Annotated in this window: 29 protein-coding genes and 3 pseudogenes; 11 read left to right on the top strand and 21 right to left on the bottom strand. The window is 59.3% G+C overall.

The features are described 5' to 3' along the window. Positions 1–148 precede the first annotated feature (148 nt). Complete coding sequence (locus N5D30_RS14645; RefSeq protein ID WP_052520219.1) at positions 149–937, bottom strand: DNA/RNA non-specific endonuclease; 789 nt, start codon at positions 935–937, stop codon at positions 149–151. Between N5D30_RS14645 and N5D30_RS14650 the strand changes: the two genes are divergently transcribed. Next, entirely contained in the window at positions 828–1,451 is a 624-nt protein-coding gene (locus N5D30_RS14650) for a DUF4198 domain-containing protein (protein WP_255209954.1), read from the top strand. The two genes, N5D30_RS14645 and N5D30_RS14650, sit on opposite strands and share 110 nt — an antisense overlap. 39 nt (positions 1,452–1,490) lie before the next feature. On the opposite strand, the pseudogene N5D30_RS14655 reads toward N5D30_RS14650, so the two are convergent. The 12 genes and pseudogenes from N5D30_RS14655 to merR (N5D30_RS14710) all read right to left on the bottom strand — a co-directional run. Beyond that, positions 1,491–1,943, bottom strand: a pseudogene (locus N5D30_RS14655) (response regulator transcription factor); the annotation flags it as partial. A gap of 67 nt (positions 1,944–2,010) precedes the next feature. Next, complete coding sequence (locus N5D30_RS14660; protein WP_223656445.1) at positions 2,011–2,358, bottom strand: chromate resistance protein; 348 nt, start codon at positions 2,356–2,358, stop codon at positions 2,011–2,013. Next, positions 2,331–3,581 (bottom strand): chromate resistance efflux protein ChrA, encoded by a 1,251-nt coding sequence (gene chrA / locus N5D30_RS14665; protein ID WP_003117270.1) that lies wholly within the window; start codon positions 3,579–3,581, stop codon positions 2,331–2,333. Before chrA ends, N5D30_RS14660 begins: the two co-directional genes overlap by 28 nt. Before the next feature lie 170 nt (positions 3,582–3,751). Further along, positions 3,752–4,696, bottom strand: a complete 945-nt coding sequence (locus N5D30_RS14670; protein ID WP_003117271.1) for a chromate resistance protein ChrB domain-containing protein — start codon at positions 4,694–4,696, stop codon at positions 3,752–3,754. Between the two features lie 170 nt (positions 4,697–4,866). Further along, entirely contained in the window at positions 4,867–5,424 is a 558-nt protein-coding gene (locus tag N5D30_RS14675; protein WP_003100847.1) for a recombinase family protein, read from the bottom strand. After that, on the bottom strand, positions 5,418–5,789 hold the full coding sequence (locus N5D30_RS14680; RefSeq protein ID WP_003100853.1) for a hypothetical protein: 372 nt from the start codon (positions 5,787–5,789) through the stop codon (positions 5,418–5,420). Before N5D30_RS14680 ends, N5D30_RS14675 begins: the two co-directional genes overlap by 7 nt. Next, the gene (locus tag N5D30_RS14685) at positions 5,786–6,286 is read right to left on the bottom strand and encodes a hypothetical protein (RefSeq protein ID WP_003100856.1); all 501 of its coding nucleotides are present in this window, start codon (positions 6,284–6,286) and stop codon (positions 5,786–5,788) included. The genes N5D30_RS14680 and N5D30_RS14685 overlap by 4 nt, the downstream gene beginning before the upstream one ends. Then, positions 6,283–6,609: a hypothetical protein gene (locus N5D30_RS14690; RefSeq protein ID WP_003100858.1), complete on the bottom strand. Its 327-nt coding sequence runs from the start codon at positions 6,607–6,609 to the stop codon at positions 6,283–6,285. Before N5D30_RS14690 ends, N5D30_RS14685 begins: the two co-directional genes overlap by 4 nt. Positions 6,610–6,863: 254 nt before the next feature. Further along, positions 6,864–7,220, bottom strand: coding sequence for a cupin domain-containing protein (locus tag N5D30_RS14695; protein WP_003465043.1), 357 nt, complete (start codon positions 7,218–7,220; stop codon positions 6,864–6,866). A gap of 236 nt (positions 7,221–7,456) precedes the next feature. After that, positions 7,457–7,843, bottom strand: coding sequence for a DUF86 domain-containing protein (locus N5D30_RS14700; protein ID WP_003100872.1), 387 nt, complete (start codon positions 7,841–7,843; stop codon positions 7,457–7,459). Further along, positions 7,840–8,130 carry a nucleotidyltransferase gene (locus N5D30_RS14705; protein ID WP_001247892.1) on the bottom strand — a complete coding sequence of 97 codons (291 nt, stop codon included), beginning with the start codon at positions 8,128–8,130 and terminating at the stop codon, positions 7,840–7,842. Before N5D30_RS14705 ends, N5D30_RS14700 begins: the two co-directional genes overlap by 4 nt. 222 nt (positions 8,131–8,352) lie before the next feature. Next, the gene (gene merR / locus N5D30_RS14710) at positions 8,353–8,787 is read right to left on the bottom strand and encodes an Hg(II)-responsive transcriptional regulator (protein ID WP_000429838.1); all 435 of its coding nucleotides are present in this window, start codon (positions 8,785–8,787) and stop codon (positions 8,353–8,355) included. A 71-nt stretch (positions 8,788–8,858) separates the two neighbouring features. Between merR (N5D30_RS14710) and merT the strand changes: the two genes are divergently transcribed. The 4 genes and pseudogenes from merT to N5D30_RS14730 all read left to right on the top strand — a co-directional run. Beyond that, positions 8,859–9,209 (top strand): mercuric ion transporter MerT, encoded by a 351-nt coding sequence (gene merT, locus N5D30_RS14715; RefSeq protein ID WP_001294667.1) that lies wholly within the window; start codon positions 8,859–8,861, stop codon positions 9,207–9,209. Positions 9,210–9,224: 15 nt separating this feature from the next. Beyond that, positions 9,225–9,500, top strand: a complete 276-nt coding sequence (merP, locus tag N5D30_RS14720; protein ID WP_000735441.1) for a mercury resistance system periplasmic binding protein MerP — start codon at positions 9,225–9,227, stop codon at positions 9,498–9,500. Between the two features lie 2 nt (positions 9,501–9,502). Beyond that, positions 9,503–9,748, top strand: coding sequence for a mercury resistance system transport protein MerF (gene merF, locus N5D30_RS14725; protein ID WP_000654684.1), 246 nt, complete (start codon positions 9,503–9,505; stop codon positions 9,746–9,748). Then, a pseudogene (locus tag N5D30_RS14730) lies at positions 9,745–10,395 on the top strand (cation transporter); the annotation flags it as partial. The gene merF and the pseudogene N5D30_RS14730, both read left to right, overlap by 4 nt. A 75-nt stretch (positions 10,396–10,470) precedes the next feature. Here the strand turns inward: N5D30_RS14730 and merR (N5D30_RS14735) are convergent. Next, the gene (gene merR, locus N5D30_RS14735) at positions 10,471–10,869 is read right to left on the bottom strand and encodes an Hg(II)-responsive transcriptional regulator (protein ID WP_003089120.1); all 399 of its coding nucleotides are present in this window, start codon (positions 10,867–10,869) and stop codon (positions 10,471–10,473) included. Between the two features lie 74 nt (positions 10,870–10,943). Here merR (N5D30_RS14735) and N5D30_RS14740 point away from each other — a divergent pair, with 74 nt between their 5' ends. Genes N5D30_RS14740 through N5D30_RS14750 form a run of 3 tightly spaced genes read left to right on the top strand, consistent with a single transcriptional unit; the run spans position 10,944 to position 11,802 of the window. Continuing rightward, the gene (locus N5D30_RS14740; RefSeq protein ID WP_003089115.1) at positions 10,944–11,294 is read left to right on the top strand and encodes a mercuric transporter MerT family protein; all 351 of its coding nucleotides are present in this window, start codon (positions 10,944–10,946) and stop codon (positions 11,292–11,294) included. A gap of 12 nt (positions 11,295–11,306) precedes the next feature. Continuing rightward, positions 11,307–11,582: a mercury resistance system periplasmic binding protein MerP gene (merP, locus tag N5D30_RS14745; RefSeq protein ID WP_003150552.1), complete on the top strand. Its 276-nt coding sequence runs from the start codon at positions 11,307–11,309 to the stop codon at positions 11,580–11,582. 7 nt (positions 11,583–11,589) lie between these two features. Next, positions 11,590–11,802 carry a GDCCVxC domain-containing (seleno)protein gene (locus N5D30_RS14750; RefSeq protein WP_003089113.1) on the top strand — a complete coding sequence of 71 codons (213 nt, stop codon included), beginning with the start codon at positions 11,590–11,592 and terminating at the stop codon, positions 11,800–11,802. A gap of 12 nt (positions 11,803–11,814) precedes the next feature. Here the strand turns inward: N5D30_RS14750 and N5D30_RS14755 are convergent. From N5D30_RS14755 to N5D30_RS14765, 3 genes and pseudogenes are all read right to left on the bottom strand, one after another. After that, positions 11,815–14,808: pseudogene (locus N5D30_RS14755) on the bottom strand (Tn3 family transposase). 3 nt (positions 14,809–14,811) lie between these two features. After that, a complete protein-coding gene (locus N5D30_RS14760; protein ID WP_003150546.1) occupies positions 14,812–15,222 on the bottom strand; it encodes a putative toxin-antitoxin system toxin component, PIN family in 411 nt (136 codons plus the stop codon). Continuing rightward, a complete protein-coding gene (locus N5D30_RS14765; RefSeq protein WP_003089107.1) occupies positions 15,222–15,461 on the bottom strand; it encodes a ribbon-helix-helix domain-containing protein in 240 nt (79 codons plus the stop codon). The genes N5D30_RS14760 and N5D30_RS14765 overlap by 1 nt, the downstream gene beginning before the upstream one ends. 201 nt (positions 15,462–15,662) lie before the next feature. On the opposite strand from N5D30_RS14765, the gene N5D30_RS14770 reads away from it, so the two are divergent. Further along, on the top strand, positions 15,663–16,592 hold the full coding sequence (locus N5D30_RS14770; protein ID WP_003150544.1) for a recombinase family protein: 930 nt from the start codon (positions 15,663–15,665) through the stop codon (positions 16,590–16,592). A gap of 251 nt (positions 16,593–16,843) precedes the next feature. Then, the gene (locus N5D30_RS14775) at positions 16,844–17,689 is read left to right on the top strand and encodes an AraC family transcriptional regulator (protein ID WP_003464995.1); all 846 of its coding nucleotides are present in this window, start codon (positions 16,844–16,846) and stop codon (positions 17,687–17,689) included. A 29-nt stretch (positions 17,690–17,718) separates the two neighbouring features. On the opposite strand, the gene N5D30_RS14780 is transcribed toward N5D30_RS14775, so the two are convergent. Continuing rightward, a complete protein-coding gene (locus tag N5D30_RS14780) occupies positions 17,719–18,237 on the bottom strand; it encodes a DUF417 family protein (protein WP_003464991.1) in 519 nt (172 codons plus the stop codon). Positions 18,238–18,967: 730 nt separating this feature from the next. Here N5D30_RS14780 and sdhC point away from each other — a divergent pair. Beyond that, the gene (gene sdhC, locus N5D30_RS14785) at positions 18,968–19,342 is read left to right on the top strand and encodes a succinate dehydrogenase, cytochrome b556 subunit (protein ID WP_005005993.1); all 375 of its coding nucleotides are present in this window, start codon (positions 18,968–18,970) and stop codon (positions 19,340–19,342) included. An 860-nt stretch (positions 19,343–20,202) separates the two neighbouring features. On the opposite strand, the gene N5D30_RS14790 is transcribed toward sdhC, so the two are convergent. From N5D30_RS14790 to grxC, 3 genes are all read right to left on the bottom strand, one after another. Next, entirely contained in the window at positions 20,203–20,469 is a 267-nt protein-coding gene (locus N5D30_RS14790; protein ID WP_003464988.1) for a hypothetical protein, read from the bottom strand. Positions 20,470–20,638: 169 nt separating this feature from the next. Then, positions 20,639–20,920, bottom strand: a complete 282-nt coding sequence (locus N5D30_RS14795) for a DUF427 domain-containing protein (RefSeq protein WP_003464986.1) — start codon at positions 20,918–20,920, stop codon at positions 20,639–20,641. A gap of 67 nt (positions 20,921–20,987) precedes the next feature. Next, a complete protein-coding gene (gene grxC, locus N5D30_RS14800) occupies positions 20,988–21,260 on the bottom strand; it encodes a glutaredoxin 3 (RefSeq protein WP_005005995.1) in 273 nt (90 codons plus the stop codon). Between the last annotated feature and the right edge of the window lie 302 nt (positions 21,261–21,562).

Genomic DNA, 21,562 nt, shown 5'->3' on the forward strand with positions numbered 1-21,562 from the left:
GCGCATCGGGCAAGGATGACGGCCGGGCAGGGTGGTTCTTTGAGGGCTCATGTATCTAGGCGCTGAGAAAAACTCGGTTTTGACTGCGCGCAGCTGTATGTCTGGCATCTCAAACGCCTCATATAAGCTTTGTTCATCCGTATCAGCGCTATTCGGTATCGCATCCATGTGGGCGTGCCCAGCTATGTGCAGGACGTATGTCCTTGAGCTCCTCCGGAACATCAATTGGAAGCTCATACGGTCCGAGTAGCACTTCAATCTCGCGGACAGACTTCACGAATGGATCCAGATTGGTGCCCAGTCCTGTTTTGTGTGGAATCCACCAACTGATGATCAGCGGCTGCCCCACCTCGTCCTCCGTCAGCAGTACTTTCCAGAAGTACTCCGGCGTGGCGATCCCATGAGATTGCACGAAGTAGTCATTCTGCAGGTCTTGGGGGAGATCGCCGAACACGACCCCTGCAATAACCTGAACGGGGCGGATGTCGCGATAGCACTCGGTCAGAGTCTCGGTCATCCCCCAGGTATGTCTGTTGTGTGTGGCTAGCTGGGGAACGATGTTCGTCATCAGGTTGCTGGCATTCATGGCCTGGCGACTGTCATCGAAGTGATTGGCTGGGGCCAGATGTCCGCGATCGAATCCTGAGGGGGGCTTGTAGGTGTCTGCTGCGTGCTGACCTTTGCATCCCTCGGGCAGGCTACGGTCGACGCGGAAGTTATCAACCCGCTCAAGTGCCCCTTTGTCGGCGCCCACGAGATAGGTCACGCGGTGCGGCTCTCCTAACTGACAGTCATACATGATCTGAAAGCGACCATAGTCCAGCTCGGTGAGCGGCGCCCCAACGGTAAGTGCTACTGGGACAGGAGGCGGTAAGGGCTCATGCCGCACGCATGAGCCAAGCAGCAGGAGCAGGGGTAGTGCAAGTAGATGCCTCATTTCACTCTTCCTTGAGTATGGAGCTAGGGCGGATTGGAGTAGGTGTAGGAACTTAGCTTTGGATAGCTGGACAAGAAAGTCTCGTACCCTCACTACGGCACGGGAGCGCGTAGCGGGCTCTCGCCTCAAGTTTCCTGAGGCAAAAATTGCAGGCTACTACCAGATGTTTACCCGTGCAGCCCTTGCCCCCTCCAGCATGCCAGCGAAGCCTTTTGGGCTGCCGCTGGAGATCCTGCCGCAGGTTGATCCGCTAAGCCTCAAGCTGGGGGAGACTTTGCGCATCCAGGTACTGTTCGATGGCAAGCCGCTGGCCAAGGTGAAGGTTGTCGGCGACTACCTCAACGAAAGCGACAGTTCGGTGAAAACTGATGAGAAGGGTTATGCCCAGATCAAGGTGCGCAGCACGGGCTTGAACGTGGTTAAGGTCTCGCACAATGTCCAGCGAGAGGATAGGCGTGAGGTGGATGAGGACGGCTACGTTTCCACGCTCGCGTTCTCGTTACCGCAGGAGTAGTTCAGAACTGACTTGACCTGTGTCTACAGCATGGGCAATTCAGTTGCTCCCATCTTGATCCGCCAGTCGGAAGCCGATGCCATGCACTGTGTGTAGCAGCGGCTTCTCGAATGGCTTATCGATCACCTGGCGCAGCTGGTGGACATGGCTACGAAGGCTGTCGCTATCAGGCGCGTCATCGCCCCAAATTGCCTCCTCAAGTACTTCACGGCGCACCACATGTGGACTCTTTTGCATGAGAAGGGTCAGCAACTTGTGACCAACAGGGTTCAGCTTGAGGGGCTTGTCGGCGCGCGTCGCTTCTAGAGTATCGAGGTCATAGATCAGGTCGCTGACCTGCAGCTGACGTTTTCCTCCGCCAAGGCTGCGGCGCAACACTGCTTCAATGCGAGCCGCTAGCTCAGAGAGGGCGAAGGGCTTCACCAGATAGTCGTCTGCTCCGGATTGGAAGCCTTGTAGCCGGTCATCTAGTTGGTCGCGGGCGGTGAGCATTGGGTGCCCGCAGAATTCGGAAAAAATCGTACGCTAAGCCGCGCCATGTGCTTGCGCGCGAGCGCTCTCAAGAGGATGGTCCCTCGTACTTCCGAAAAGCGCGCCAAAGCACAACGTCATAGACGACCTTGAGTAGGCCGCAGGCCACCAGCGGCGCCGCCAGCCAGCCGGCGGCGAATAGGGCGCCGCCAATGGCGGGGCTCGCTATGGCATTGAGGCGCTTTACCGCACCGCCGTAGTTGTTTTCCCAGTGGCTGACGATCAGCTTCTCGGACAGGCCGGTGAGTTTGGCCGGATCGCATGAAAGAGGTTTCAGTTCGTAAGGCATCTTGGCTTCCTCAGCAAGGTGGATCGGAAACGGCGCGACGAAGGCTGACTCGATCAGGTTCAGCCTTGGTTCGGAAATACCAGCCACCCCGCCAATCCCGCCGCGAGGATCACGACGACGACGTTGAGCTTGTTCTTCCAGGCATAAAGGAATGCCAAGCCTGCGGCGAAAATCGACATGCCCACCGTCAACGATGGGACACGTTCAGCAGTGACCTGCGCCAAGTCGATGGTGGTTGCGCCGATCAGGCCGACTACCCCAGCCGCGACGCCGTCCAGAAAGGCGTGCAGCCGTTTGTTCTCCACGACCGCCTCCAGCCGGTCGTAGAAAATCAGCGAGAACGCAAAGGCCGGAAGAAAGACACCCACCGTCATGGCCACCGCCCCGATCGGCCCCCCCGCCACATAGCCGACGAACGTGGCGAAGATGATGAGGGGTGCCGGTAGCACACCGGACAGCGCCAGGCCGTCCAGGAACTGCCCATCCGTCATCCATCCGCGCCCGACGGCGTCGTTGCGAACGAACGGAATCGCTGTGTAGGCGCCGCCGAAGGTGAGCAAGCCGGCCTTCAGGCCCGACGCGAAGATGAGCAGCACCGAGGCCTGGCCCTGAACGACCGCTTCCACAAGCTTCGCTGTCGGTGCAGCCCACAAAGCCACGGCCGCGGCCAGCGCCACCGCCGCCAGTGTCACCAAGAGCGCTGAGGCCCGATGATTCAGCACGAGCAGGGCGTACACAAGGCCGCCCGCCGGCAGGGTGATCCAGAAGTCGACACGACCTATGGCTGCCAGCGCGCAAACGATGGCAATGACCCACAACCAGCGATCAAGCAGGATGTGCTCGCCGATACGGTGCACGGCGCGCACGATCAGGGCGATCACAGCCGCCTGCACGCCAAGGAACGCCGCGCCCAGCGCGGTACCCACGAATTCAATCTGGAAGTACAACCAGGACAGCGCGAACATCAGCAAGAATCCGGGAAGCATGAAACCGAGTCCCGCCAGCACGCCCCCCAGCCGCCCCTTTGCTCGGATGCCCAAATGAACGCATATTTCATGCGCTTCGGGTCCGGGCAGCACCTGCATCACCGCAAGCAGCTTGTTGAAGCGTTTGCTGGAGATCCAGCGTTCCTCGTCCACGAGCTCGCGGCGCAACATGTCGATCTGAGCCACAGGCCCGCCCCATGCGAGCAAGCCGAACTTGAGGAAGCGCGCGAAGAGCTGTGGGTAGCTCATGGGTGGAGGGACGGCTTCAGTCGTGGCATCCGTCGCCTTGCTCGGGCGATACGACTCTTCATTCGCAACGCTCATAGATCTTCTCCTTGTAGTTCAACAGTAACCAGTCAAATACGGAAGTTGGCCAACAAGCCGTCGAATACGGCCGAAGCCTGCGGCCAGCAGCAGGTCGTCTTGGGTGATGTCCCAGAAAGACGGACGGGCCGGGCGTGGTTGCGCGGCGGTCTGAGGACTGGTCGGGGCGTTCACGTTGTTTTGTCCTCGTAACTCTTCAATAGCCAATCAAAAATTTCGCACGCGCGGGCAAGCAGCGCGTCGTCATCGGGTTCCGATGCGCGCAAGCCGGCGAGCAGCGATTCGATGCCCAGCGCTTCTGCTACCGGCAGCCCGCCCAAATCCAGGCAATGCACGAGCTTGCCCAGGCGTACCAGTGCAGGGGCGGAATCAAGTCCGAAACTCGCCAGCAGCGTCTCGAAGGTGACCTTGGTGCCCACATGACTGAAGGCGGCGCCGTCGAAATCGAAGCCGAGCCAGCCATTGCGGCAGTCGGAGGGACTCGCCAGCCAGACGATGCGCGCGCTCGGGTCGATGAACCGCCGGATCAGCCAGGCCGAAGCGAGTCGGTCCACCCACGGGCGCGCCCGCGTGGCCCAGGTCCGACCCTGATAGTCGGCGCGGTTCAGCCGCGGAATATCCGTCTGCCGGGCGGTCGGCTCGTCGGGAGACATACGGCGGGTGATCGCGTCGCGCAGGTCGTCCAGCAGGCTCAAGGTCTGCCGCTGCGCCTCGCCGGGGAAGAAGTCGATGCGGTTCACCTGCTCGAAGCGGCGCACGAGCGGCTGGAGCTTGCGCATGGCATCGGCGCCGTCCGGGGATGCCAGGTTACGCCCGAGCGCTTTGATCTCCTCGGCGATGCTGGCGTACTCCTCGCCCCGGTCGAACAGGGCGCGTAGCGCGGCCTTCTGAGCTTCGTCACACCCCGACAGTCGATAGACCTGGCCGCTGCCCCCGACTTCCACCGCCTGCGCCGCCACTTCGCCCAGCGTCGCCGCACTGTCCGCCGAGTCGGGCAGCAGATAGACCCCGTCGCGCAGCGTTGCGCAGCCCTGCGCTTTGACAGAACGCCAGACGCGCATGCGGCCGGTCGATGCCTTGGTGGGCAGGCTGACGAATAGGGCAAGAAAGCTCAAGCACGGGCTCCTTCGTCAAAAAGATGATTAATGTTACAAATACTACAATAAGTTATATCTAATACACAACTCATGTCGGAGCGTCAATTTAAGGCATACCCTAACTGGATGTCAGGAATGGCCACGCTGCGCCGTCAGGGGTCGTCTCAGAAAACGGAAAATAAAGCACGCTAAGCGTGCGTGGAGGCTGGCACCCAGCGGTACAGCGTCGGAATGGACACGCCGAGGTTCTTGGCCACGTCCTTGGGCGGCACCCCGCTGGCCAGCAGCTTCTTGGCCGACTCGATCTTGCTGTCGGTCATCTTCGGCTTGCGGCCGCCTTTGCGGCCGAGCTGCTTGGCGACTTCCAGCCCGGCGCGGGTGCGCTCGACGGTCAGCTCGCGCTCCATTTCGGCAAGGCTCGCCATGACGTGGAAGAAGAACCGCCCGGATGGTGTGCCGGTGTCGATGGAGTCGGTGAGGCTCCTGAACTGGACACCGTGCTTGTGCAGATCGCCGACCAGATCGACCAGTTGCTTGACCGACCGGCCCAGCCGGTCGAGCTTCCAGACGACCAAAGTATCGCCTTCGCGCAGCATTTCGAGCGTCTTGGCCAAGCCAGGCCGGTCTGCCCGCGTGCCACTCACCTTGTCCTCGAAGACCTTTTTACATCCGGCCTTGCTCAAGGCTTCGCGTTGCAGCTCCAGGTTCTGATCCTGCGTCGAGACGCGCGCATAGCCAATCAACATGGCTTGTCTCGCGCCCGGTCGATGCGTTCCTGCATCGCCTGCATCACTTCTTCGTGGGTGTACGATCTGGCGTTGGCGTCGGTGGCTTGCCGCAGGGCTTCCTCAACCTCGCGCGTCATCCGCTCGTAATCCTCCGGCCACAGCGCTTGCTCCATGCGCAGCGACGCCTGACCCAGCAGGTGCAGCAGGCTGAACAGCCGCATGTCGTTGGTGGCGACGATGCGCTCCCGAATCTGCTCCTGAATAGCTTCGCTAGCCCGATGCGCTTGTGGTGTGGCAGTCCCCTCGTAGTCAGCGGGGAATTCCGCTTCCTCGGCAATCCTTGCCCAGGCGCTGGCCAGCGCCTCGATGGTTGACGTGCTCATTTCCGCCGCTCCTGTGCTCTTTGGCGAATCAACCGGCCAAGGGGCCTCGACGCGAAAACCAGCAGCATCACGCCTATCGGATACCAGGTCGAGAAGACCACCAAGGCATCGAAGGCTGGCCGTCCGGTGTTGGTAGGCAGTACGGCGGTCACAGCCATCAACCCGCCGACCGTCCAGATGATGCGCCACACGTAGGGCATCACGCGGGGCACGTAGCCGTCATCGAAAGCGGTCTGGTAGTAGCGGCGCAGGCCGCGCTCGGCAAGCGCCTGGCGCTGCCGCTCCGACAGCGCATCCGTCCGGCCATACCAGCGCCGGAATGGTGGACAGCGCAGCAGCAAAGGGGTGAAGAGGATCATCACCGCCACGATCGCGACACCCCACGCCATGACGGCGCCGGCATCGGGCCGCTTGGCGTTCTCGATCACGGGCGCGAAGACGCCCGGAGCACCGATCATCCAGAACAGCGCAATGTGCTGATGGAAGGAGAGCTTCATTTGCTCATCCACTTGCGCAGCAGGCGCTTTTTCAGGGAGGCGCGTTCTTGCGGGTTGCGTCCCTTGTGATTGGCGATGCGATCCGCCGTGGCGGCCTGGCGCTTGACGGGCCAGTAGGAGCGGCCATCCTTGCCCATCGACCAGACGCTGCTGGCCTGGTTTTCCAGCAGGGGCAGATGGGCGCTCAGGGCTTCGGGCGACGCGCTGGTCAGCGCCGTGCGCTCACGGGTGCGCCAGCGCTGATGCCAGAGCTTCTTGTCCTCGCGCTCGCTGCCGCAGGTCGTGTGCCCGACGATGGGTGTTTTGCGGCGGCTGCGGCTCATAACGTAGTGGTCTCCAAGAACATTCAGGACTGATCCCAGGCGTCGATGGTCAAGACCTGATCGGCAGGACAGGCGGCTACGCGGTCGGGAACTGGATGGTGTTCAGTCTCATGCCGACCCCATTCGATTGATCGCGTCGCTTGCGGCACGCTGCGACGCAAGGAGGTTTGCGACCTGGTTTAGCAGCCGTGTCCGCTGCATGTCTGTTACCTATCTCCCCGACCGCTCATTGGACCAACTCCAGAGATTGGGCTCTATCGCTCAGCCAATACGAAACCGGCATTGGCTGATGCCACAACCGAGACGAACACAAATGGCTCGGTACCTGTATTTCGCGCCCCGTGCACTTGGCCCGGTCTTGCCACGGCTATCTCACCTTCCCTGAGGGCACGAACAATCCCATTGCCCTGAAAGTAATCAGCCATTCCCGACAAAACAGTCCACGTGTCTTGGCCGTGAGGATGAATGTGAGCCGCAATTTCCTGCCCGGGATGGACATGCCAAACCACGATAATTGAGTCTCGGGTTTCAAGCACAACGGAACGAATAGGCTCGCCTTCGGACGGCTGAACATACTCGGCTACAGAAAATATTCTCGATTCAACAGTCATCGGAGATCCCTCTTTCACAGTGCCCCCAGACAGGCTGGATATGAGTTCTAACTCGAATTTGAACGGGAGGCTGGTCGTGCGGTCGTGCAGTTGCCGATGAGCGTGTCGGCTGCTGCCTCCTTGCCCACCAGCGAACTCACGTCCGTTGCGGCCATCCAGAAGGTCTTGCCCGAGCGCGGCTCATAGGTCGCGGGATCGAACACGCCAGAGGGGCCGAACATCGGCGGCTTGATTGGTCATGGCTCCATGCCTTTGTCGTTACGGTCTTCATCGTCGGCATCCTGACGCACGGCGGGCAATTGCTGGAGCAACGCCGGCAGCCATTCCTGTACCGTCTCCCACACCACATCGAGGTTGATGTCGAAATAGCCGTGAGCCATGCGATTACGCATATTGCGCATGCTGCGCCACGGCACGTCGGCATGCGCCTGGGTGAACTCGACGTAGCCATCCATCACCTTTGTGGCCGCCTCGCCGATGACGATCAGGCTCATGATGACGGCCTGCTGGGTGCGCTTGTCGGCCAAGAAGTCGTCCTTGGCCATCCCTTCCACGAAGCTGCGCGCATCGGTTGCGGCCTGCTGAATGTGGTCGAGGTAATCGGGCAGGCGGTTCTCGCTCATATCGGTTGCGCCTCCGCGAGCACCTTGGCCCGGAACTTCGGCGGCAGGTCGCCGGGAGTCAGCAGATCGACGTCAACGCCGAGCAGCGATTTCAGTTCTTCTTCCAAATCGCCCAAGTCCAACAACGTGGCACCGGGCAGCGCATCGACCAACAGGTCGAGGTCGCTGCCATCCCGGTCGGTGCCATGCAGCACCGAGCCGAAGACGCGCGGGTTCGCGGCGCGAAAGCGGCCTACCGCTTCACGCACTGCGCTTCGCTTCATGTCAAGCACAACAGACGGTCGCATGGGCATCCTTTCTTATCGAAACTCGTTGAGATGATATGCAATCAAGAATAGAATTTCAAGAACTATTTTCGAGAATCGCAATGCCTTGATTCCCGTGCCGCGCCTGTCACTTTCAGAAGGCGACAGCACGAAATATCAAAAGTCGACCGCACGGTCTTTTCTGACGTTGGAGTCGCCTCAGAAAACGGAAAATAAAGCACGCTAAGGCGTAGTTCCCTCGGGCTACACCGCGTCCGCACTGCGCGGTTCTTTCTTCCCTTGCAGTGACGCAATCAGCGGGCAGGAAACGTTCCCCTTCCGCGCATGGCAGGCGCACACCAAATCAGACAGCACGGCCTCCATGCGCGCCAGGTCAGCCATCCTCTCGCGCACGTCCTTGAGCTTGTGCTCGGCCAGGCTGCTGGCTTCCTCGCAATGGGTGCCATCCTCCAGCCGCAGCAGCTCGGCGATCTCATCCAGGCTGAAGCCCAACCGCTGGGCTGATTTCACGAAGCGCACCCGCGTTACATCCGTCTCGCCATAGCGGCGAATGCTGCCGTAAGGCTTGTCCGGTTCCGGGAGCAAGCCCTTGCGCTGATAGAACCGGATGGTCTCCACATTGACCCCGGCCGTCCTGGCGAAAACGCCAATGGTCAGGTTCTCCAAATTGTTTTCCATATCGCTTGACTCCGTACATAACTACGGAAGTAAGCTTAAGCTATCCAATTCAGATTCGAAAGGACAAACGTATGTCTGAACCTCAAAACGGGCGCGGCGCGCTCTTCACTGGCGGGCTGGCCGCCATCCTCGCCTCGGCTTGCTGCCTCGGGCCGCTGGTTCTGATCGCCTTGGGGTTCAGCGGCGCTTGGATCGGCAACTTGACGGTGTTGGAACCCTATCGCCCCATCTTTATCGGCGTGGCGCTGGTGGCGTTGTTCTTCGCCTGGCGGCGCATCTACCGGCCGTCAGCCGCCTGCAAACCGGGTGAGGTTTGCGCGATTCCCCAAGTGCGAGCTACTTACAAGCTCATTTTCTGGGGCGTGGCCGTGCTGGTTTTGGTCGCGCTCGGATTTCCCTACGTCGTGCCATTTTTCTATTGATCACAGGAGTTCACCATGAAAAAGCTGCTTTCCGCCCTTGCCCTCGCTGCCGTTGTTGCCCCCGTGTGGGCCGCCACCCAGACCGTTACGCTGTCCGTACCGGGCATGACCTGCTCGGCCTGTCCGATCACTGTCAAGAAGGCGATTTCCAAGGTCGATGGCGTCAGTAAAGTTGACGTGACCTTCGAGACGCGCGAAGCGGTGGTCACCTTCGATGATGCCAAGACCAGCGTGCAGAAACTGACCAAGGCTACCGAGGATGCGGGCTACCCATCATCAGTCAAGAACTGATCATGAAAGACCCGAAGACACTGCTGCGGGTCAGCATCATTGGCACAACCCTCGTGGCGCTGTGTTGCTTCACCCCTGTTCTGGTCATTTTGCTCGGTGTGGTCGGCTTGTCCGCGCTGACCGGCTATCTGGACTATGTGCTGCTGCCTGCGCTGGCGATTTTCATCGGCTTGACCATCTACGCCATCCAACGAAAACGCCAAGCCGATGCCTGCTGCACCCCGAAATTCAATGGAGTAAAAAAATGACCGAAATCACCGTGAATGGCATGACCTGCACATCCTGCGCCACCCATGTCAAAGATGCTTTGGAAAAGATTCCCGGCGTGAATGCCGCTGTGGTGTCCTATCCAGAAAGCCGCGCGCAAGTCATGGCAGACACCGCCGTGAGCCACAACCAACTGCTGGCCGCCATCGCCGCATTGGGTTATCAAGGCTCGATCCGGGTTGGTGATTTCAAAGATGAACCAAAAATCCGTGATGCACTTGAGGGCGCCGGTTTGCATATCGCCATCATTGGCAGCGGCGGGGCCGCGATGGCGGCGGCGCTGAAGGCCGTCGAGCAAGGCGCGACGGTCACGCTGATCGAACGCGGCACCATCGGCGGCACCTGCGTCAATATCGGCTGTGTGCCGTCCAAGATCATGATCCGCGCTGCCCATATTGCCCATCTGCGCCGGGAAAGTCCGTTCGACGGCGGTATTGCGGCAACTGTGCCTGCGATTGACCGCAGCAAACTGCTGGCCCAGCAGCAGGCCCGTGTCGATGAACTGCGGCACGCCAAATACGAAGGCATCCTGGACGGCAATCCAGCCATCACCGTTTTGCACGGTGAAGCGCGTTTCAAGGACGACCAGAGCCTGGTCGTCCGTTTGAACGAGGGGTTTGGGGAGCAATGGAACCAAAAACCAACGTAAGCTCTGAATCCCACCGTAAAGGGGCTTTCCGATCTCCAGCTCACCCGCCAGGCATTACTCTCTGATCAGTGCCTCGATGATCGGGCAGATCGTTCCGCCGTCTCCCGCATCACATTGCTGCACCAGTTCGCCTAACAGTTGCTGCATGACGACCAAGTCGGCCATCTTCTGCTCGATCAACGCGAGCTTGCGTGCAGCCCGTGCTCGCGTTTCGGCACAGGCGCACGACTCATCCAGCGTCAGCAGTCCACCGACTTCCGAGAGCGTGAAACCCAGCGCCTGAGCCCGCTTGATGAAACGCAGTCGCTTCACCATGTCCACCGGATAGCGCCGATGGCCACCCAAGGGTTTGGCTGGTTCATCCAGCAGCCCGCGTCGCTGGTAGTAGCGGATCGTCTCGACGTTCACCCCGGCGGCGTCTGCCAGCTTGCCAATGGTCAGCTCTGTGGCCATCACTTTCTCCTTGATTCCGTACTTTGGTACGGAGTTTAGAATAGCACCTAGGCAATCAGGCTCAGGAGATGGGAATGGGGATGCAACTCACCGGGAAAGGCTCGCTGGTCGCGAGTTCGCTGACCGCCATCGGTGCGTCGGTGTGCTGTGTCGGGCCACTGGTGCTGTTGGCACTCGGTGTCGGCGGTACGTGGGTGGGCGCTCTGACCATGATGGAGCCACTACGCCCCCTCTTCATCGGGTTGACTCTACTGTTCCTGGGATTGGCATTCCGCAAGCTCTACCTGGTGCCACAGGTTTGTACGCCAGGTACACCCTGCGCCGATCCGCGCACGCTCGTGCGACAGCGACTCGTGTTCTGGATCGTCAGCGTGCTGCTGCTCGGCCTATTGGCCGTGCCGTGGCTCGCCCCGCTGTTCTACTGAAGGAGATTAACCATGCGCAAACTGCTGATCGCCGTGCTTTTCGCCTTGCCCTTCGTGGCGCTGGCGGCTCCCCCGAAAACCGTCACGCTCGACGTGCAGAACATGACGTGCGGACTCTGTCCGATCACGGTCAAGAAGTCGCTGGAGAAGGTGTCCGGCGTGAGTGACGTCCAGGTCAATTTCGACCAGAAGACGGCGACCGTCACCTACGATCCCGATAAGGCCCAGCCCGAGGCACTGACTGAGGCGACCGCGAACGCGGGATACCCCTCCACAGTGCAGAAGTGAGGTCACGATGAGCGCCATTGTCCTTGAGTCCGTGCTGACTTGCCCGCGCTGCGGCTTCGCCAAGCCGGAAACCATGCCCACGGACGCCTGCCAGTTCTATTACGAGTGCAGCAACTGCAAGGCGCTGCTGCGCCCCAACCCAGGGGATTGCTGCGTTTTCTGTTCGTTCGGCTCGGTGAAGTGCCCGCCGATCCAGCAGCAGCTTGGGTGTTGCTCATAGCGTTTAGGGGGATCACAGGTCGTCGTCTGGATTACGCAGTGGCCGCAGCTCGCCGCGCGCAACTTCTTCCGGTACCGCAAAGGAATACCGCCCGAGCATGTTGATGTGCTCGTAGATCAGCGGCGATAGCCGGGCCAAATCCTCTTCCAGCACTGGATAGCCGTGCTGCTTGAGCCGTTCCACGGCCGCCGTCATGTAGAGGGTGTTCCACAGCACGATGATGTTCACCACCAGGCCCAGAGCACCGAGCTGGTCTTCCTGGCCTTCGCGGTAGCGCTGGCGGAGCTCGCCGCGTTTGCCGTGGAACACGGCGCGGGCCAGGCTGTGCCGGCCTTCGCCTCGGTTCAACTAGGTCAGGGTGGCGCGGCGCTTGGACTCGTCGTCGATATAGGTCAACGTGTGCAGAGTCTTTTCGATCCGCCCGAATTCGGCCAGCGCCTGGGCCAGCCGGGTGGGTCTATCTCCCGTTTGCAGCGTGCGCATGATGCCAGTCGCCGGCACCCGGCCGAGTTTGAGCGAGCCGGCCAGGCGCAGCAGGTCGTCCCAGTGCTCGGCGATCAGGTCGAGTTTGACCGACTGGCGGGCCAGCCCGTTGAGCTTGCCGTAGTCCGCGTCCGGGCGCGTGCGCCAGAAGCGGGTACCGCCGACATCGGCCAGCCGCGGACTGAAGTGGTAGCCAAGTAGGCGGAAGAGCCCGAACACCACATCGCTGTAGGCCCCGGTGTCGGTCATGATTTGCGTCGGCTGCAACTCGGTCTGCTGTTCCAGCACGACCGCCAGCAACACCAGGCTGTCGCGCAGCGTGCCGGGCACGGTGATGGCGTTGAGGCCGGAGAATTGGTCGGAAATCAGGTTGTACCAGGTGACACCCCGGCCGGTGCCGAAATACTTCGGATTGGGGCCGGCATGCACGGTGCGCACCGGTACGACGAAGCGCATGCCATCGGCGGAGGCGACCTCGCCGCCACCCCAGACTTGGGCCAGTTCCAGTTGGCTTTGCGCTCCGACCAGGATGGCGTTAGCCGCTGACAGGGTGTCGTCGCGGATATAATTCTGGCTGACCCAGGACAGCCGGTCACGGCGCAGCGCCGGGTTGTCGGTGCGGATCAAGGGCTCCAGGCCGGTGTTGCAGGCCCCGCCCAACAGCACCGCGCAGAGGCTGGTGACCAGGTTGTCGGCGCGTGCATTGCGTTCGGAGACATGGGTGAAGGCCTCGGAAAAGCCAGTGCGGGCGGCGATTTCCAAGAGGATTTCCGGCAGATCGACACGCGGCATCAGGTCAGACACGGCCGCCCGCAGTTGCAGCAACGAGCAGGGCTCGTCCAGCTTGTCCAGCGCCCCGAGCGACAGTTCGGTCTTGCCCTCGGTGTTCTCGCTCAGTTGAATCGCCGGGTTGTCGGGCAGGCGCGCGGCTACTGCCAGCCAGGTTGCATCCAGCTCGACGGACAAGGCGTCCAGGGTGGTTTTGGCGTCGATGGTCAGGCCCAGTGACCGGCAGATGATCGGTCGCGCCGCCAGCCATTCGGCACCGTCGAGCAGGCCAAGACGCGGGTCGGCATAGCGCCAACTGGGCGAGACGAAGACATCGCGGCGGCGCAGGGCCGTGCGCAGCGCATCGAGCGTGCAGAACACATAGGCACCCATGTCGAGGGAGCCATCTTCGCGGGTGATGTGCTTCTGCCAAGCCTTGGCCACGATCTCCTGCGGCGCGTCATCCTCTGGCTTCCGGCGCGGCAGGTTCAGTTGCAGCCACTCCAGACTAGCCGCCACGCCCTTGCCGGCCGGGCTGAAGCCGAAGCGGATGTGCTTGAGCAGGTCGGGCAGGAAGCGGCGCACGCTGCGGTAGCGCGCTTCCAATGCAAGAAAATAGACGTCATCTACCGGGCGGATCAGCGCGTTGACCTCTTCCAGGGCCTTTTCCAGGGTGGTCCTCGGCAGGTCGTTGAACAGCCGGGCGCGCACGTTGTCATCGCTGATCGAGCTGTCCAGCACGACCTTGCACGCGGCGGCGAGCGTCGCGGCCGACCGATCCAGGTCTTTCAGGCTGCGCATGCGGGCTTTCTTGTCGGCCTTCTCCGCGTTGCTGAACAGGTCGCGCAGCAAGGCCTCCAGGACTTCCAGTGCGTCGTCGTGCGCAGTCGCCTCCAGGCAGAGTGCGAAGGCCACCAGTGTCGCCATCCGCCGCGACGCCGGCAGCCGATTAATCGCGGTGACCTTGGCCGTGTTGGCGAAGCGGGCCAGGGCGGCGATACGGCTGGGAGGGATGTGCGCCGCCGCCGGCAAGGTGATGCCGATGCCGCGCACGTCATCGAGCCGGCGCAGTGCCCGAATCAACGCGGGGCCACTGACCATGACCGGGCCGGAGCGCAATTGATCCAGCCGGGAGCTGCGGTTGCCTTCGGCCACCGTCAGCAAGTCTTGCAGTTGCAATCGCTGTTCCTCAGTCACGCTGCGGCCCAGCGTAAACCAGAGGCGTTCTTCGACCCGACTGCGCAACTGGGCGATAAAGCGCTCTAGTTGAGACACACCAGGCAGGAGGACTTTCTGTGTGAACAGCCACGAGGTGGCTCGCTCAAACAGCACTCCCGGCCGGTCGGTGCCCGTCCAGCAGAGGGCATACAGCCAGCGGCTCAAGCGAAAGCCGATGCCCGGATCGGTGAAATGACGATAGCCAAAGCGGTTCTGAATATCGGTGGCATGTATCCAGCGGCGATGATCGCTATAGCGCTGGAGGCAGTCGGGGTCTGGAATCGCCAGTTGTCGGCAAAGCACCTGCAGGACTTCCACCGGCACGGCGGCGGGCTTGTCCGGCAGAACGCCAACGAAGCGGACGGTGGTCAGCAGAACGGCATAACCCAGACGGTTATGGTTACCCCGCAGCACCTGGATGGCTTCACGGTCTTCATCGCTCAGGTGGAAGTAACGTTCCAGCTCTTCACGGCTGGGCGAATCAACATAGCGGCCAAAACCGTCGCGTTGCTCTTGAGTCAGAAAACCGACCGGCATTGATCACAGCACCTCGACGCAGAACACGGCGGGCGTGACGATCCGCGTGCGTTCGATGTGCCCGCGTTGCAGCAGGCCGGCGCGGCGATCACCGGTTACCAGGTAGTCCGCATCGCCCGCCAAGGCCATGGCCAGCAAAAACGAGTCATCCGGATCATCGGCTTCGACCTCGATGGTCAGGCGCTCCAGTACCACAGCCCGTTGCAGGTTATTGATCATGGCGCCCACCTTGGCGGGCTGTAGGATGGCCTGAAGCTTGGGATAGCGGCTGGCTCGACGAATTTCATCGAGTTGCATCCGCGAGGTCACCACCTCGAAACGCGCCGCCCGCCAGGCACGGTAGATCGCATCGGGCGCGCCATGTGGCGAGATCAGGGCGCTGAACAGGATGTTGGTATCCAACACGACCCGCATCAGCGCTTACGTGCCCAGTCGAGCGCTTCGTCAACCGCGTTGGTCAATTCTGCCTCACTCAGATGGGCGTTAGCGGCCTTGGCCTGCTCAGCGCTCAGCTCCAGGATGTGTGCCCGTACCGCTTCTTCGATGAAGCGCGACAGGTCGCCCTTACGGCCGCCGCCCTGGCTGGCCAGAAACATCCGAAGCGACTGGTCGGTGTCGGCCGAGACGGCGACATTCCAGCGAATGGTATTCATAGCGTTCTCCGCTAATAGGTGTTTGTGTGTTTATACGCCAATCACAAAGGGCGATGCAATGGTTCGACAAAACGAAGGTTTTGCCGAACTCTATCGAGGAATGGCTCGGTTCGTTAAGCTCCCCGCGCTACGGTTCAAATAACTGGTACGCTTAATCAAAGTTCAACTATTACTAACGTAGTCGAGTAAACAGTACTTTTGATGAAGATCGGTTATGCGCGAGTGAGCACTCGGGATCAGAAAGCCGACCTACAAGTCGATGCCCTGAAACAGGCCGGGTGCGAACGCATCTACCAAGACATCGCCAGCGGCGCGAAAAGCGCCCGGCCGGAGTTGGACAAACTGCTGGCCAACGTGCGGCCGGGTGATGCCGTGGTGATCTGGAAGCTGGATCGCCTTGGGCGTTCCCTCAAGCACCTGGTCGAGTTGGTCGGCGAGCTGGCAGAGCGCAAGGTCGGCTTACAGAGCCTGAATGACCCCATCGACACCACCCACGCCCAAGGCCGCCTGGTGTTCAACCTGTTCGCCTCGCTGGCGGAGTTCGAGCGCGAGCTGATCCGCGAGCGGACTCAGGCGGGTCTGTCGGCCGCACGGGCGCGTGGCCGGATCGGTGGCCGTCCCAAGGGCCTGCCAGCCAAGGCTGAGGCCACCGCCATGGCGGCCGAAACCCTCTACCGCGAAGGTCGCCTGAGCGTCAGCGCGATCGGCGAGAAGCTGCACATCTCCAAGAGCACGCTGTACAGCTACCTGCGCCACCGTGGTGTCGAGATCGGCGCGTACCAGAAGAGCGCCAGGTCACGCGACCAGCAGCCTTCGGCCGCGTCGCCGGCAGAGCCGCCCGCCGCCGAGCGGGTGGCCACCGTCACCCTGCGCCTCGCGGTGGTGAATAACAGCAAGTTCGTGCGCGGCCGGAAGCGGGCCACGGAGAACATTGAGCGCTACTGCCTGGAGCCCTATGGCATGAAGCGGCTGGATGCCGGCCACTATGAGTTGACCATTCCGTATCGGAGCGACGATGAGCTGGACAAGAGCGTGCATGACCTGCTGACCGAGATCAGCCAGGAGGCCGACATGCGCAACTGTTTTGTCGAGATGGGCGCCTGGGAAGAAGACACCGAAAAGCGTTGGTAGGGCTTACGTTGGTTTTTGGTTCCATTGCTCCCCAAACCCCAGGTACTGTAGAATAGAAGAGTGAGCACTTGATTTGCTGGTGCTTTCAAACAACGGTGTTGTTTTTTTAACAGCCGAACTGGAAAGGGAGGCTGAGCTGCTCAGTGATCACTTTATCCGTTGGCTGATTTACGCCGGCATGTTCGCTACAGGCACTGAACGACAACGCAGATGGTATGGTCTGTGCGTTCTGACTCGTCAAGGATCGGCCAATGGATCGTTTGTCTAATTTGCTCTCGCGGTTCGGCGTGCGGGCCAATCTGTTCTATGACGGCGACCTATGCGGCTCTGCATCTTACGATGGCGCCGAGCGGCGAGGTTATATCCATCTGCTTCAGGCCGGCAGCGTGACGTTGCTTGGTCCCGATCGCAAGGATTTGCAGCTCACTCGCCCTAGCTTGATTTTTATGCCACGCCCCGCCAAGCATCAATTGTTTGCGGGTGAGTCCGATGGCGCAAAGTTGTTGTGTGCTTCCATGGAGTTTGAGGGCGGAATTGATAATCCTTTGTCGGCTTCATTACCGGACTGTTTGGTGCTCGCACTCGATGATCTGCCCATGCTGGCAGACACGTTGGAGTGGATGTTTGCCGAGGCGGCAAATGTGCATTGTGGAAGGGAAGCCGCGCTTGAGCGCTTATTTGAGCTCCTAATCATTCTGTTGCTCCGTTACCTGCTCGATCATCACCAGTTGCGCACCGGAATGATGGCTGGACTGGCCGACATGCGGCTTGCCCGATCGCTTTTACAGATGCACAACTCCCCGGAACATGCCTGGTCAATAGCAGAGCTGGCCAGTGAGTCAAATATGTCACGCGCTGCGTATGCCGTGCATTTCAAGAGTGTCATCGGACAGACGCCTGCTGATTATTTGTTGAGTTGGCGAGTTAGCCTGGCTCAGAAGCTGATGCGAGAAGGGCGCTCGATTACGCTGATTGCAGCTCAAGTCGGCTACGAAAGTCCTTCGGCGCTGTCTCGCGCATTTAGACGCAAGACGGGGTTGAGCCCTCGTGACTGGTTGAAAGATCTGGCGGGGGAAAATGATGGCAAAAAGGCCTAAGGCATTACTGCCTTAAGCCATTGAAAAAATTATGCATTAATTTTACGTTTTTCCAGTTCAACCAGCGAATGGCCTGCCACAAATATCGAAACAGCAAGCAACCCTAAGTCTTTAAGCAGAAACTGACCTGGCGCAACGGAAATCGCCGGAAACCCTAAACTAGGCTCAATGACGCCCGGAGTGGAAAACATAAAGCTAAGGGTTGTGAAGAACAGGCCTGCAGACAGAGCGCCTCCTACCACGGATAGTTTGGGCGACAGCATGCGGCCTGCGATCAGAGTGCCGATCGAAATCTCTAGTATGCCGAGCAGGCTGGAGAACATGTCGACCGAAAAAATGCTATACACCCATCCCAAAAGCGGGCTGTTGCTCACCAGTGGAACCAGGCCCTCGGCCTCGTAGTGGGTAAATTTCATGCCGCCGAACCAGAAGTAAATAATAGCGAGAGCCAAGTACGCGCCATAGATACCTAGCCCCATAGTTTTGGTTCCAAGCGTTAAGTGGGCCTGTACGCTGGACTTCGAGTTTTCAATGCCTATGGTTTTCATGTCTGAGCTTCCAGTAGTGAGTGAGAGTGTGTTGGCTGCCGAACGCCGTATGCGTTGGCGATGAGATGATTATGGCTGGCATCTCTAATCAAGAGGCATCAGAAAGTATTGATTTCAGTGCAGATCGTCTTGGGCGGTGCAATTCGCGATGAAGGGATCGCCGTGGAGAGCGATGAGTGCACTATTTCGATAAAGGAGTCGTTTTACATAGGTCGATGAAGCGCGTTGCGGCATCGCCTACTGTCATTTCTCAAATCTGACTATGGGGCTTGGGGCGAAGGGCGGCACTGACTAGGCTTAGAACAGCTACCAACTAGCCGCGCGGCCGCGATGCACAAAGAATGGTAACTGAGCCGTGAGTGCGGTGGGCGCCCGCATTTATTTCCAAACCCTACAGATACATCGATCTTCGACTTCAACCGGGCAGATAGCTGTTGCAGCAAGCCTATCAATCGACTTTGACGTGTTAAAGAGGATAGGTTTTCCAGGGTTGGGGAACAGCATGCCCTGCAGAACGACACACGTCACTTTTGTTAAATTAATAAGCTAGCTACCTATTGGGCATAACCTTGCAATTTGCTTCAATTTACGCACATGCACTTGCGACCTCAAAATGCAACGTAAGCCCCGAATATCTCCATTATTGTCGCCGCCAGCCTTAGTTACAGCTGCTATGATGAATGAGATCGAAAACTGAAATCCCCCACTAGAATTGTTGACTGGAGTCAAAATGAATAAAAAGCGGCCGGTTAATCTTGATATTCGAACCATTCAGCTTCCTCTCACGGCGCTTACATCGATTCTGCACCGGATTTCAGGAATTATGCTCTTTATTTTTCTGGGACTGATACTGTATATGCTGAGCAAATCGTTGGAGTCAGAAAAGGGTTTTAATGAAGTCAAGGAGATTTTTTCTTCACCTTTCGGCAAAGTTAGTTTCTGGTTGGTATACTCTTCATTTATTTATCATCTCGTAGCCGGAATTCGACACCTAGTTATGGATGTGGGTGTTGGTCATACTTTGAAAGGCAGCAATCGCGCCTCTACTATTGTTTTAGTAGTGTCGGGTGTTTTAATGGTTGCTGGCGCCGTATGGATTTGGTAGCTGTGGAGTCGTAATGCGTATTTACAAGGACTAAAAGCGTCCTTTAAAGCTAACTTACGAAAGTATTTATAATCGACGGTTCACGCTTAAACGGTTGAATCCTTTCGGGCTTCCGAATAGCTGTTAGCTGAAAGCTATCATGAGCTAAGTTTTCTGTGCATCATCAAATGTGTTAATGGGAGCGCCATAGTACTAGGTACAAATATGGCTCTAGGACAATGTTAGATGTTTTGGATTTTGAGGCGGATCGCTCTTATCGAAGATCGTCTAATTCGCTCTGAAGCGCAGGTTTTTTGAAACTATCACCTGGTTGGCACACTGTGCGAATCAACATCAGATATGAGAAAGCCAATCAGGTGAACACTACCCTCGAGGGCTCATCTGTCCAGTTAAAGCCTCGAGTCTTTCTGGGTGCGCAAAAGACAAGAAGGTTATATGGGAAAATTATGAGGCCTGGATACCATGCGTCATGGGCGTGCCGATGCTGTGAGTGACAGAGCGAGAAGCAAGTGAAAGTCCCTGAAGTAGGGGCGGGATGCGCCCGAGTGGCATTTTTTGTCTTAAGGTAGATCGCGTAGCTGTTCTTCAGAATAATCTTCAGAGCGTTGACGACAGCCATCGCTGTGCATTCCTCAAGAATAGAATGTGTCGGAAGGGTGGCGTCATTGGTGTTAGTCATCGCTTAGGATTTCTCAATCTGGCTTACACGGGCGCCTGTACCGATATCCCCGCGGATGGCGACGTATCGATGTTGAATTCCTCGCCAGACGAAGTGCAATGAGCTGCGGCTATAGGCTTGCGCAGCCTTAGATAGCCGGCCGTCGCAGGCGCGCCGGTTGGCCGGGATCTTCTTCTGCCCGTCAGGTGTCCGGTCGGAACTCCAGCACGAACGCTACGACCTTTTCGGCGGACATTTCGCACGGCTTCAACAATGTCCTATCTGATGTAACGCGGAAGAGGTTGAAGCTGACAATGTCAGTCCCGTCCAACTCCCTGGCGAACAGACTGTTGCGACGTCCGTCCCCAGATCGCCGGACGATCAAGCTGAAACGCCGGCCTTCATAAGTCCCTTCTCTGTATCCCTCCGCAAGCTTCGCGAAAGCGGCATCGAACTCGGAATGCTCCATGTCATCCATCCTTATTGATAGAACAGAGGCGCGGCGGGTGCGAGACCGCCAGTGCCGGGTCGCGCTAAGGTGCCGGGCAGATTCCTGCAGCCGACGAGGCCCGGGGTGGGCAGGATAATTGAGATGTCGGCGCCCGCATGGCTATCAGCGAAGTCGTCCGTCCAGTCTGCTAGGCAACGTCCACGCCTTTCCAGAAAGCGATGTAATCCCGGATACCCTCGGCATCCGGAGTGGGGGCGGGATAGGTCCAAGCGGCGTTCACGTTGAGCGCGTCACCCGCGCGAACATGAAAGAAGCGCGCGGCGCCTTTGATCGGACAGACAGATGTGTGCGGGCTCATCTCAAGCAGGCTCAGGTCGACTCCTGACGGTGGGAAGTAGTGATTTCCCTCGACGATGACTGTTTCGTCGCTTGTGGCGATAGTAGTGTCTTTCCAGATGGCTGAGACCAACGGACTCTCCTTTTGTATTCATCAACCGGCGAAGGCTCGCGGGCTGGCTGCCCCAAGCCGCACCTCCTCAGGTGGCAGGCGGGTTGCGCCCGAGAAGTTTGTCGAGCTCGCCTCTGACATCGAGCGCGAATAGCTCATCGGAGCCACCGATAAGGGTGCCATTGATGAAGATCTGCGGCACGGAGCTTCGCCCCGACGCTTCCGCCATGGCCTGCCGGTGAGCCGGATCCGCCTCAATATCGAGCTCCTTCCATCGCACGCCCTTTTCCTTGAGGAGCGCCTTCGCTCGGCGGCAGAACGGGCACCAATTCGTGGTGTACAGCAATACATCAGTTGTCATATTGCATCTCCGGCAGTTGCACGCGGATCGCTGTCATGGCGTTGATCTCCAATTCGCGGCGTTCAAAGATGGCGACTGCACCTTGGCCGACATCGGAGCAGATGCTGACGATTGGCCGCTATCCAGGCGACATGGCCCAAAGTGCTTTCACCGCCAGGCAGAGGCCGCACGCGCCTCCTGTAGCGCCGAGCCGATGCTCTAAGGTAACCGAGCCTCGATTGGGACGGAAGCGGTCCCGCTCGAATCGCCCATCATGCTGGTCGAGCATATCAGGACGACGGATAGTGCAGGAACTTTCAAAT

Origin of the sequence: Pseudomonas sp. GD03875 (assembly GCF_029840585.1) — a bacterium.
Taxonomy (GTDB): Bacteria; Pseudomonadota; Gammaproteobacteria; order Pseudomonadales; family Pseudomonadaceae; genus Aquipseudomonas; species Aquipseudomonas paralcaligenes.